The organism is Acidimicrobiales bacterium, assembly GCA_016716005.1.
Taxonomy (GTDB): domain Bacteria; phylum Actinomycetota; class Acidimicrobiia; order Acidimicrobiales; family JADJXE01; genus JADJXE01.
Genome location: JADJXE010000004.1, coordinates 25,795 through 35,143, shown reverse-complemented (window position 1 = coordinate 35,143; position 9,349 = coordinate 25,795). Strand labels below are relative to the sequence as shown.

18 protein-coding genes and 1 tRNA gene are annotated in these 9,349 nt (G+C 72.2%); all 19 read right to left on the bottom strand.

Annotated elements, in window-relative coordinates:
* Positions 1–710 precede the first annotated feature (710 nt).
* The 19 genes from IPM45_18240 to IPM45_18150 all read right to left on the bottom strand — a co-directional run bounded on the left by IPM45_18240 (position 711) and on the right by IPM45_18150 (position 9,332).
* On the bottom strand, positions 711–1,187 hold the full coding sequence (locus IPM45_18240) for a hypothetical protein (protein MBK9181455.1): 477 nt from the start codon (positions 1,185–1,187) through the stop codon (positions 711–713).
* Positions 1,184–1,363 (bottom strand): hypothetical protein, encoded by a 180-nt coding sequence (locus IPM45_18235; GenBank protein ID MBK9181454.1) that lies wholly within the window; start codon positions 1,361–1,363, stop codon positions 1,184–1,186. Before IPM45_18235 ends, IPM45_18240 begins: the two co-directional genes overlap by 4 nt.
* Complete coding sequence (locus IPM45_18230) at positions 1,360–1,728, bottom strand: hypothetical protein (GenBank protein MBK9181453.1); 369 nt, start codon at positions 1,726–1,728, stop codon at positions 1,360–1,362. The genes IPM45_18235 and IPM45_18230 overlap by 4 nt, the downstream gene beginning before the upstream one ends.
* Positions 1,725–2,561, bottom strand: coding sequence for a helix-turn-helix domain-containing protein (locus IPM45_18225; protein MBK9181452.1), 837 nt, complete (start codon positions 2,559–2,561; stop codon positions 1,725–1,727). Before IPM45_18225 ends, IPM45_18230 begins: the two co-directional genes overlap by 4 nt.
* Positions 2,561–2,710, bottom strand: coding sequence for a hypothetical protein (locus IPM45_18220; GenBank protein ID MBK9181451.1), 150 nt, complete (start codon positions 2,708–2,710; stop codon positions 2,561–2,563). The genes IPM45_18225 and IPM45_18220 overlap by 1 nt, the downstream gene beginning before the upstream one ends.
* 282 nt (positions 2,711–2,992) lie before the next feature.
* Positions 2,993–3,274, bottom strand: a complete 282-nt coding sequence (locus tag IPM45_18215) for a hypothetical protein (protein ID MBK9181450.1) — start codon at positions 3,272–3,274, stop codon at positions 2,993–2,995.
* 193 nt (positions 3,275–3,467) lie between these two features.
* Positions 3,468–3,671 (bottom strand): hypothetical protein, encoded by a 204-nt coding sequence (locus IPM45_18210; GenBank protein MBK9181449.1) that lies wholly within the window; start codon positions 3,669–3,671, stop codon positions 3,468–3,470.
* Entirely contained in the window at positions 3,668–4,144 is a 477-nt protein-coding gene (locus IPM45_18205) for a VRR-NUC domain-containing protein (GenBank protein ID MBK9181448.1), read from the bottom strand. The genes IPM45_18210 and IPM45_18205 overlap by 4 nt, the downstream gene beginning before the upstream one ends.
* Positions 4,129–4,404 (bottom strand): HNH endonuclease, encoded by a 276-nt coding sequence (locus IPM45_18200; protein ID MBK9181447.1) that lies wholly within the window; start codon positions 4,402–4,404, stop codon positions 4,129–4,131. The genes IPM45_18205 and IPM45_18200 overlap by 16 nt, the downstream gene beginning before the upstream one ends.
* 206 nt (positions 4,405–4,610) lie before the next feature.
* A tRNA-Ala gene (locus tag IPM45_18195) sits at positions 4,611–4,686 on the bottom strand.
* A 455-nt stretch (positions 4,687–5,141) separates the two neighbouring features.
* Positions 5,142–5,438, bottom strand: a complete 297-nt coding sequence (locus tag IPM45_18190; GenBank protein MBK9181446.1) for a hypothetical protein — start codon at positions 5,436–5,438, stop codon at positions 5,142–5,144.
* Positions 5,439–5,464: 26 nt separating this feature from the next.
* Positions 5,465–5,770: a hypothetical protein gene (locus IPM45_18185; protein MBK9181445.1), complete on the bottom strand. Its 306-nt coding sequence runs from the start codon at positions 5,768–5,770 to the stop codon at positions 5,465–5,467.
* A complete protein-coding gene (locus tag IPM45_18180; protein MBK9181444.1) occupies positions 5,767–6,117 on the bottom strand; it encodes a hypothetical protein in 351 nt (116 codons plus the stop codon). The genes IPM45_18185 and IPM45_18180 overlap by 4 nt, the downstream gene beginning before the upstream one ends.
* Positions 6,114–6,605, bottom strand: coding sequence for a hypothetical protein (locus tag IPM45_18175; GenBank protein ID MBK9181443.1), 492 nt, complete (start codon positions 6,603–6,605; stop codon positions 6,114–6,116). The genes IPM45_18180 and IPM45_18175 overlap by 4 nt, the downstream gene beginning before the upstream one ends.
* A gap of 188 nt (positions 6,606–6,793) precedes the next feature.
* Positions 6,794–7,123: a hypothetical protein gene (locus tag IPM45_18170; protein ID MBK9181442.1), complete on the bottom strand. Its 330-nt coding sequence runs from the start codon at positions 7,121–7,123 to the stop codon at positions 6,794–6,796.
* On the bottom strand, positions 7,110–7,307 hold the full coding sequence (locus tag IPM45_18165) for a hypothetical protein (GenBank protein ID MBK9181441.1): 198 nt from the start codon (positions 7,305–7,307) through the stop codon (positions 7,110–7,112). Before IPM45_18165 ends, IPM45_18170 begins: the two co-directional genes overlap by 14 nt.
* Entirely contained in the window at positions 7,304–7,534 is a 231-nt protein-coding gene (locus IPM45_18160; GenBank protein MBK9181440.1) for a hypothetical protein, read from the bottom strand. The genes IPM45_18165 and IPM45_18160 overlap by 4 nt, the downstream gene beginning before the upstream one ends.
* The gene (locus IPM45_18155; GenBank protein MBK9181439.1) at positions 7,531–8,280 is read right to left on the bottom strand and encodes a hypothetical protein; all 750 of its coding nucleotides are present in this window, start codon (positions 8,278–8,280) and stop codon (positions 7,531–7,533) included. The genes IPM45_18160 and IPM45_18155 overlap by 4 nt, the downstream gene beginning before the upstream one ends.
* Entirely contained in the window at positions 8,277–9,332 is a 1,056-nt protein-coding gene (locus tag IPM45_18150) for a DUF4326 domain-containing protein (GenBank protein MBK9181438.1), read from the bottom strand. The genes IPM45_18155 and IPM45_18150 overlap by 4 nt, the downstream gene beginning before the upstream one ends.
* Between the last annotated feature and the right edge of the window lie 17 nt (positions 9,333–9,349).

The following is a 9,349-nucleotide window of genomic DNA, read 5'->3' as shown; positions in this document are numbered from 1 at the left end:
TCGGTGCCGCCTGTCGAGTGCGGTCTGATGTGGTCGACCTGGCTGGCTGGCTGGCCGCATCGGGTGCAGGTGTGCCGGTCGCGGTTGAGGATGCGCTGCCGGAGTTTGTCCCAGCCTGGTGGGAGGGTGAGCCTGCGGGTGCTGCCCTTCCAGGGTGTCGGGGGGTGGGTGGGGCAGGGGGTGGGGTGGGGGCAGCCGGGGTGTGGGCAGACTTGTGGTGCGCGTGGCATCAGGCTCTGAACAGGCCGCGTCCGCTGCGGCGTGTGCCGAGCCCGTAGTTGGTGGCGGGGCGGGGGCGTGGGGTGGCGGTGCTGCCGGGGGTCCATGCTGTGCTGCCGGTGCCGAGGGTGGCGCCTCTGCGGGTGGGTGCGGGGGTGACGGTGGGCATGGGGCTGGTGCGGCCGCCTGGAAGTGGCCGTCCGTTGGCTGCGCGTGCGACGGGGAGCGGCCGTCCGTTGGGGAGTCGGGCGACGTTGGCCCGTCCGGTCTGCGTGGCAGTGATGCCGCGGGGGTGGAGGGTGATGCTGGGGATGGGGCGGCCGTTGGGTGTGCGTGCGACGGGCATGGGCTGCTCCTCCTGCGCGTGACAGCCCACCAGCCGGGGTGGCCTGTGGCTCTCCCGGAATCGTGGTGGGCTGTCGGTGCTCCGCCCGGGCTGTGGCTGGGACAGTCGGGTGGTGCCTAGAGGTTTGCACGACGCGTTTGTCAAGTCAAGGCAAGGCGTGCGGCTGGTCGTTGGTCACAGCCCGCCGGTCGACGGCTTGCGCCCGTCGGTGGCGCCAGCAGGCGTAGCACCTGCCGGCCCGGCCGGGTTCGGCCCAGGCGTCGTCCGGGCAGCCGAACGCGTTGGCGCACTTGGACAGCCCGCGGTCCTGTGGTCGTGGCGGGGCGGGCGGGTCGAGGTACTTGCTGGCGAGGAACAGGGCGACGTCGAGCTGGCGGCGTTGGGCGACGAGGGCCTGGCGTAGGCGGCGCATGTCCTGGCCGACCTCGTCGCGTTCGAGCATGTCGGGCGGGTAGGCGTGTGGGCGGGTGCCGCTGATGGGCGGGCTGTCGTAGCTGCGGGCGCGGATGCCGGGTTGGGCGGCGCGCATCGTTGCGACGAGTTGGGCCATGCGGGCGGCGACGGTGGCCTGCTGGTCGGCGAGCCAGCCGGCGAGGCGGGTGAGGTCGTCGGGCTGGGTCACGGCTGGTGGACCGGTCGGAGGGTGGCGGTGATCTGCCATTCGATGCGGCAGGGCTGGCAGCGGACGATGCTGGTGGTGCGGGTGCCGGCGTCTGCTGGCTGGCCGGTGTTGACCCAGTCGAGCGGCCCGGCGCACCGCGGGCAGGACACGGCGAACGACGCTCCGACGACGGTCACAGGCTCTCCCTCAGGTTGCGGGCCAGCGGGCCCGACGCTCCTCGCAGCTGGCCTCGGATGGTGGCGATCCACTGGGCGGCGACGTCGGGCGGGCAGGACGGGCCGGCAGGCAGCCTGGGTGGCGGCGGGCCGGCCGGGTCGCGTGGGGTGAGGCTCTCGCACATGCCGCAGAACTTGGCGATGGACGGGAGCCGCTCCTCGCTGCGGACGGCACGCTCGGCGGCCCGTTCGATGGTGATCGGGCTGAACTCTCGGAGGAACCCGGCCCACAGGGTGACGGTCGCTTCGGGCCAGTCGAGGTGCGGCCAGGCGACCATGAGCACGCCGATGGCCCGCAGGCGGCGGTCGTCGTCGCTGAGCGTCACAGGTACTTCACCGCCGGCGCGTCGTAGGAGACCATGCCCTCGGAGTGGAGTGTCGTGCCGGGCGGCGTTCGGAGCGCTTCGAGGCGTTGGAGGTTGCCCGCGAGCTCGTGGGCGACGACCTGGTCGTCCCAGCCGTCCCGGTTGAGCCAGGTCGTCGGATGGGGGGTGAAGCCGGGCTTGAAGTGTGGGGCGACTCTGGCGAGGCCGGCGAGGATGGTGTGCTGGTCGGCGCGTTTCAGCGCGTTCTGCCACGCGCGGAGCGCGGTGCGTTTCCCGACCTTCAGCGGGTAGGCCGACCAGAACGCGTCGAAGCCGACAGGGAGCGTCGGATCGCGACGCTCCGTCGCAACCTGCGCGAGAGATGACGTCCTCACTGACGTCCTCTTGTCGTCCTCAGTACGCGCGGGTGCAGGACCCGCGGTTGGCGCGTCAGGACCCGCGGTTGACCGGGTGGAGGACCCGCGGGTGGAGGACCCGCGGGTGGAGGACCCGCGGTTCGTGGGGTTGTCTGGCTCGTCGACCGCGGGTGCAGGACCCGCGGTTGGGTGCGTCGCCCGGTACAGGGCCGGGCGCCCTTCCGACCACTCTCCGCCGTTACGGGCCACCCGCTCCAACCATCCGCCCTCCAGGAGCACGTGGAGGTGGCCGCGTACGGTGCGCTCGTCGAGGCCGGTCTCGCGGGCCAAGGTCCGCACGGACGGCCAGCACGAGTCGCCCCGCTCGCTCATGTGCAGCGACAGCGTCAGCGCGACGTGGCGGGTGGTCGACGCCAGGTCGGACTCGACGACAGCCGACCGCCAGGTGAACAGGGCCGAGAGGTTGTCGCTGCCCATCAGCGCAGCTCCGCTTCGGCGTCGAGAGCGGCAAACCACAGGTCGAACAGCCGCATGTACTCGAGCCAGTGCCGGTGCCCTGTGTCGCGGGGGCCGGAGTCCCGGGCGGCGAGCGCCCTCAACGCGTCGTCGGCGATCAGCCGGCGCATGGGCGGGCAAGGTTTCGAGCAGGCACTCCGGCTCGAAGTCGCTGTCGTACACGGCGCCGCCGTAGCCGGTGGCCTGCGACCAGTAGGCCGCCGCAGCGGCAACGGTCAGGGCCTCATTCGGTCTGCTCTTCTCAGGAGCGGCCCGGGCCGCAGCCCGACGAGGACGGGACGACGGACCATCGCTCCGCCGCCGACGATCGCTTCGCAGGCCGTTCATGTGGCGTCGAGCCCATCCTGTGGGCAGCCTCTCCCTCCACGGGACCGCCCCGCCTACCGCCGCCTTCAGCTCACCGAGGCCTCGTGCCCCCTGTACAGCCGGTCCCACCAGCCGCCCAGCCACGACCGGTGCACCGGGTGGATCTGCACCAGGCCCCGCTCGCCGGCCGAACCGGTCACCGTCGGATCGCCGCCCGACTCGCGGGTGATGATCCGATCCCAGCACACCTGCTCCTGCGGCGACGCGCCGAGCAGCCGGGTCGTCTCCAGGAACTCCTCGCGTGGCGTGCAACCAGCGGACAGCAGCAGTAGGGCTGCGGCGGCGAGCACCGCCCGGATCTTGGTCATGCGACGTCTCCTTCTTCGGGGGGTACGAGCCGCAGACGCGGCGTCGCTTCGGTGAGCGGCTCCAGGTGCGATGGGCGCCGCCGTGCGGGCCGCCGCTGGTCGAGGTGGGCTTGGCGGACGCTGCGGGCCAGCCACCCCCACGCGATCCCCATCGCCAGCCAGGTGGCCGCCTCGACCCGCCACCAGCCGCCCATCACGCCCCCCTCAGCAGCTCGACGAGCCGTTCGGCTTCGGCGGGGGTGCAGGTGACGAACACCCGCCATTCGCGGTCGACGCCGGGGACAGGCCGGTCGACGGCGATCGGCAGGGGGAGGCCGCGGTCGTCGAGAGCGGTGCGCAGCGACTGGGCGATCCCGGACGCCTGCGCCCACGCCTCCGACTCGGTCAGCGTGCTCACTCGTCGCCCCGCACACGGTCCCACAGGGTCCACACGACCGCTGGGACGATCGACATGGCCAGGAGCACCACGGCCGCCACGAACGTCTCCCAGGCCATCACAGCGTGCCTCTCGGAGCCCCGGACGTCGGGAATGTGACCGTCGTGCCGTCCGGGTTGGGTTGCACGGCGGAGGCGCGCCTCGACCTCACCCCAGTCGCGTGGGCGCCACACGGCGACCTCGACGCCGCAGCCGGCGAGCCGGTCCAGCCAGTCCTGCTGGGCGGCGGTGACCTTCCCCTTCTCGCTCTTGAGCTCGACGACGAGCAGCTCGGGGGGGCGGGCGAGCACCAGATCAGGCCAGCCGTACCCGGAGCCCCGCGAGTCGAGGGTGTGGTAGGCGTGCCAGCCGCACAGCTGGGCGAGGCTCACCACCAGGCCCGACCAGTCGCGCTCGGTGACGTGAGCGGCCAGATTCGTCACTGTGCCTCCCATCGGGAGCGGAGCAGGCCGACCTGGCGGGCCCACGCCGGGTGGGCGTGGATCCAGTCGTGGCAGCGGCGGCACACCGCCAGCAGGCCCTCGGGGGTGTCGCCGCCGCCGGCGGAGCGGGGCAGGACGTGGTGGACGTGGTCGGCGCGGCCCGTGCACGCCGCCCTCGCGATCCGCGCTTCGCACGCCCCGCCCGAACGGTCGAGCACCGCGCGGCGGGCCTTGCGCAGCTGCCAGCGGCCCCGCCTCGCCAGGCCGGTCATCGGCTGGCCTTCATGTCGTCGAGCTCGTCGCCGGTGACCGGCCGCCGTTCGGAAGGGCGCAGCTGCCGGCCGTGGGCGCGCTGGGCGTGGCGGGCCAGATCGGTCGGAGTGCCGGCCCACCAGTCGCAGCTCTGGCAGGTCGAGCACCGGGCCCGGCTGCTTCGCTGGGACGGGCAGCGGCCAGCCGTATCCCAGCCCGCCCGCAGTGGCTCCGACGGGACTCGAACCCGCATCGCCGGCCGTTGTTGCTGGGCCGGCGCTCTCCAGTTGAGCTACGGAGCCGGGTGCAGCGGCGGGCCGCACGGTGGCTCCCTTCACGCCGTGCTTGCGGGCCCGGTGCACACCCAGCCCGACCGGCGTGAACGGCCCCGCCTCGCACTCCGGGCACGTACCGCCCTGGGCGGGCTGACGCTTCGCCGGCTTCTTCTTCGCCGGGACAGAAGACGGGACAGAAGACGGGACAGCGGGTGGGGCGACGGCGGCCTCGATCTCGGCGGCGACCTGATCCGCCAGCGTCGCCGACGCCCTGGAGGCCGATGACGTCGCGACCCACGGCGGGACCTCGTCTTCGGCTGCCGGCTGGTCGTCGTCGACGGCGAGCAGCACCCGGCCGCTGCCGTCCGGCAGCACCTCGACCAGCACCACGATCTCGTCGGCCATACGGCGATGCCTCAGTACGTCGGCCAGGTCGGCCAGCAGTCCGGTGGTGAACGGCGTCGCCACCGCCACCAGCGGCCTCACGGCGTCACCCGCGGCACTTCGACGAGGCGCTGCAGCCGCTCCACCTCTGCCGCCAGGGCAACCGCCTGGGCCCGAGGGACCATGTCGGCGCCATGGGTGCACACCGAGCGGCGCGCCTCGACCAGCGCGCCGGAGATGGCGTCGCACTGCCGCTGCCACCCCTGCGCGTTGCTCACCGCCAGGTCACGTTCGGCCCTGGCGACCGTCAGCTCCCCCTCCAAGCGGGCCAGGTCGGCCCGCAGGCGCAGCTCGACGGCGGTCGGGTCGAGCCGCGGCGGCGCCGCCTTCACCACCTGCCGAGGCCAACCCCAACGGAGACTCACCGCACCTCCCCGGTGTCAGGGTCGAACGGCAGGCCGTCCTGCCCGGAGCGCAACGCCCGCAGGACCCGCAGCCGGTCGAGCAGCGCCTTCGACTCGTCGAGGTCGTCGATGGCCTCCACTTCGATCGGGTGGAGGGTCAACGTCCGGATGGTCTCCCCGTCGTCGCTGGTCTTCTCGGTCACCTGCGCCACCCGCACACGGGCGACGACGATCAGCTCGTCGTCGAGCTCCAGGTGGGCCAGATGGGCCAGGCCGTCGCGCTTGTCGGAGCGGGGCGCCCCGCTGATCTTCACCGGGTTCACGGTCGGACTCCTTCTTCGATGAGGCGTTCCGCCTCGCTGATGCCCTCAGGCGTGATCCGCCACACCACAGCGGGACTCCCCGTCGGGGACGGCCGCCGGCCGGTGGTCGCCTCGACCAGACCCAGACGGACGAGCTCCCCGCGCCTCTTGCCGATCGACGTCTGCCCCGACCGGCACACGTCGGCCAGCTCGAAGTCCGTCAGCCCCGAACGCCTGCACCAGTGGGCGACGAGGGCGCGGGCCCGGTTCGTCCCGGCCCGCACCTGCGCACGGCGGGCCGCCTCGTGCGACGTGTCCGGATCGGAGGCCCGCGCCATGCCCAGCAGGTCGAGCGGCTCCTGCCTCACGCCGCCGTCTCCGGCGCCCGTGTCGTCTCCTGCGGCGCCGCGACCGTCGTCGTGGCATCCACAGCCAGCCGGTCGAGGTCGCCGCTGACGATCAGCTTGGCGACCCGCTCCTGCTGCCGGCCGGACATCTTCGCGACGACCGCCGGGATGTTCTCCCGGGCGCACCACGCCTTCAACGCGTCGCGCTGCCCGGCGTCCAACTCGTGGCGGATGGTGTGGGCCAGCACCTGCGCCGGTGTCGGCTCCGCGGCAGGCAGCACGTCCGGGACGACGACACCGTGGGTGACATGCTCGTCGTCCTCCGCCTGCCCTCGAATCCACAAGTCCAACGCGACGCCGAAGGACATGGCGGCGTTGCGGATGGCGTCGCCGACGAGCACCTTCTGGCTGTCGATCTGCCCGGCCGGGCAGGAGCCGTAGCCCAACCGGGTGACGCCGCACACCGTGAGCCTGATCCACAGGCCGACCGGCAGGCCACGGTCGTTCACGTCGAAACGTGGCAGGCCGTGCTCGTCGCAGCTGACGGGCTCCCACTGCCAGCCCGGGTCGACCTCGAGCAGTCGGCTGCGTACGGCGCCGTGACCGACGTAGTCGAGGACGACGCCGCGGCCACGGTCCAAGCGGCCGACCTGGCCTGCCGGGAACGGCGCTCGCAGCTTGGCGGCCTGCTCCGGGTTCACTGTGGGCTCCTGTCGTCGAACCGCTTGTCGTCCTCGTCGTATTCGCAGCGCGGGCAGTAGCCCCAGCCCTGCGTGTCGGCGCCGCAGATGACGCAGTCGGTGTCGCCGGGCGGCTCCACGGGCGGCGGGCGCAGGGCTGCGTCCTCAGCGTCGAACCAGCAGCGGGCGCAGACGGTCGGCCCGCCGGTCGGGTCCGGCAGGTGCAACGGCCGGCCCGAGTCCAACTGCTCAACGGGCACCTTGGCGAGCCGGTGCACGCTGCACCACGTCCTGTCCGCCAGCTGCGGGTCGAGGTCCTCGTAGCCGTCGGCGTCACGCGTCAACATCGACGACCTCCAGCTGCCAGGCCGGCACGGCCAGCCACGCACCGGACGGGAGGATGACCCGGGCTTTGCGCTGCCAGTCGACCTGCCCGGCCCGCACCGGGAGGACAGCGAGGCGGGCGGCCCTGCCGTCGGGCAGACGCACCAGGGTGCGGCCCGCAGCATCATCGAGCGTGGGCCGGTTCACGACGCCACCTCGTCGCCGTCGACGAGCGCCCAGTAGGTGACGCTGCGCGAGGTCATGTCGACCCACGCCGCAGCCAAGTCGGGATCGTCGCCGGCCATCTGCTCGTAGCGCCGGTAAGCGCAGAGCGCCACATGCGCCTGGTGGAGCAGCAACGCTTCACCGTTGATGCCCTGGCCGGCCAGCCTGTCGAGCGCCTCCACCAGCCGGGCCGTGTCATCGGTCGTCATGCGGTTGCTCCGATCTCAAGGGGCAGGGGCGGCTGGTCTGCGGTTCGGAGTCCACGCAAGACGCTGATGACCAGCCAGGCGGTCCGCTGGTTGTTGAGGTTCCCGACGAGCAGCGAAACGGTGCCGTCGAGGTGCAGCGCCTCGACGAGGCCGAACCGACGGTCGTCACCGTTCTTCCGCATGAACTCGAAGCAGCCCCAGTCGCGCAGCATCAACTGGTGCTCGCCGTCCTCATCGTGGAAGTGCAGACGAGGGATGAACGGGAACCGCTTGGCGCCCGACACGACAGACGCGCCCGCCTCGAACAGGCGCAACTGCGGCGAGTCGGGCGAGTCGGGATTGTGCTCGAAGAAGAGCTCGACCTCGGTCGGTTCGATGATGGCGAGCGACAGGCGCCTGGCGTTGGCCTCCGCGATCGAGGAGACCACAGTCCTCTTGAGCCGCAGTGGACGCTCACGCTCGGCCAACTGGCCGACGGACTCGAAGCCCTCGTTGATCCGTTCGTGAGCACCGGCGGTCCGGTCACCGGCGATCTTCCATGACTCGGCGCGGTGATCCTCCGGGTTGCGCTCCAGGCGCACCGTGTTGACGCTCCAGCGTCTCGGGGCGGCATGACGGCCAAGCGGGTAGATGCGGACGAGGCCGCGCAGCTCGTCGCTGTAGCCGGCCGAGCAGACGAACACGCGCCCGTCGCTCTTCGGTTCGGGGACCGTCTTGCCGAGCATCACGAAGTCCTCGAGGATCACGGCGTGATCCCTTCGGCCACGTCGGCGAGGAAGTCGCCGTGGCAGCGGGCCGGGGCGCACCAGCAGCCGAGGGCCTTGCCGCGCAGGTCGGCGATCTTGGCGTGAAGGCTGGGCTTGTGGGACCAGTAGTGGGTCTCGAAGGCGTCGCAGACGGTGCGCCGGTCGCCGTCGCCGGGGAGGAGGAACGGGTTGCCGAACTCGGTGCGCCGGTCGATGCGGGCGGCCAGGCCGGCCTGTTCGGCCCAGCGCCAGAGGCGAGGGTGGCCGCTGTCGTGCATGTTGACGACGACGGTCTCGCCGGAGCGGAGCCGCTTGAGGAGGTCGCGTTCGCTGTCGGTCCAGTGGGCGAACAGGCGGGCGTGACGCCAGCCTTCGGCGATGGCTGAGACGTCGATGGGAGCGGCAGCGACCGCGTCGCGCAGTACGCCCTCGTCCAGTTGAATGAGGGCGACATCTCCCTCACTCACCATCTGACTGATGCGCGAGCGGTCGAGGGCCAGGTGCTCCGCGACCTTGGCCTGGGTCCAGCCGGCCTCGACCAGCAGGAGGGCGACGTAGCGGCGGACCTCGCGCTGGCGGGCCTCGGCTTGGCGCCGGGTCTCGGCGATGTCGGCAACCCAGCCCTCCACCGTCTTGCGAGCACGACCAAGAGCCTTGGCAACAGCGACAACCGAGGTGTCAGGATCGGCGTCGTACAGGTCGCGGGCGAGAGCCCGGGCATCCCCGTCAGACAGCGGCAGGCCGTGGCGTGCGGAGAGCGACGCGGCGTAGAGCTTGGCCGTCATGCCGGCTGGCACGTCGACCTCTTCGATGTCGATCTGAGCCAGTCCGAGGGCGCGGTGGGCGTCGAGGCGGTGCCTGCCGTCGAGGATGCGGCCGGTGCCGCGCTCGATGACGATGGCCGGCAGGGTGTCGCCGACGCTGATGGCGTCGGCGTACCGCTCGACCGTCGCATCGTCCACCGCGCTGCGGGGGTAGATGGTGGGGTCGATGACGATGTCGTCGAGGTCGCGTTGCGCCCGGGGGGCGTGCTCCCCGCTGGCGTCGGTCATCTAGAATCCCTTTCGTC

What these genes read in the sequence shown, in the direction of transcription:
- IPM45_18220 (MBK9181451.1), bottom strand. Translation starts at nt 2,710, where the DNA reads ATGCGCCGGCTGATCGCCGACGACGCGTTGAGGGCGCTCGCCGCCCGG.
- IPM45_18170 (MBK9181442.1), bottom strand. Translation starts at nt 7,123, where the DNA reads ATGTTGACGCGTGACGCCGACGGCTACGAGGACCTCGACCCGCAGCTG.
- IPM45_18150 (MBK9181438.1), bottom strand. Translation starts at nt 9,332, where the DNA reads ATGACCGACGCCAGCGGGGAGCACGCCCCCCGGGCGCAACGCGACCTC.
- IPM45_18160 (MBK9181440.1), bottom strand. Translation starts at nt 7,534, where the DNA reads ATGACGACCGATGACACGGCCCGGCTGGTGGAGGCGCTCGACAGGCTG.
- IPM45_18225 (MBK9181452.1), bottom strand. Translation starts at nt 2,561, where the DNA reads ATGGGCAGCGACAACCTCTCGGCCCTGTTCACCTGGCGGTCGGCTGTC.
- IPM45_18215 (MBK9181450.1), bottom strand. Translation starts at nt 3,274, where the DNA reads ATGACCAAGATCCGGGCGGTGCTCGCCGCCGCAGCCCTACTGCTGCTG.
- IPM45_18200 (MBK9181447.1), bottom strand. Translation starts at nt 4,404, where the DNA reads ATGACCGGCCTGGCGAGGCGGGGCCGCTGGCAGCTGCGCAAGGCCCGC.
- IPM45_18205 (MBK9181448.1), bottom strand. Translation starts at nt 4,144, where the DNA reads ATGGGAGGCACAGTGACGAATCTGGCCGCTCACGTCACCGAGCGCGAC.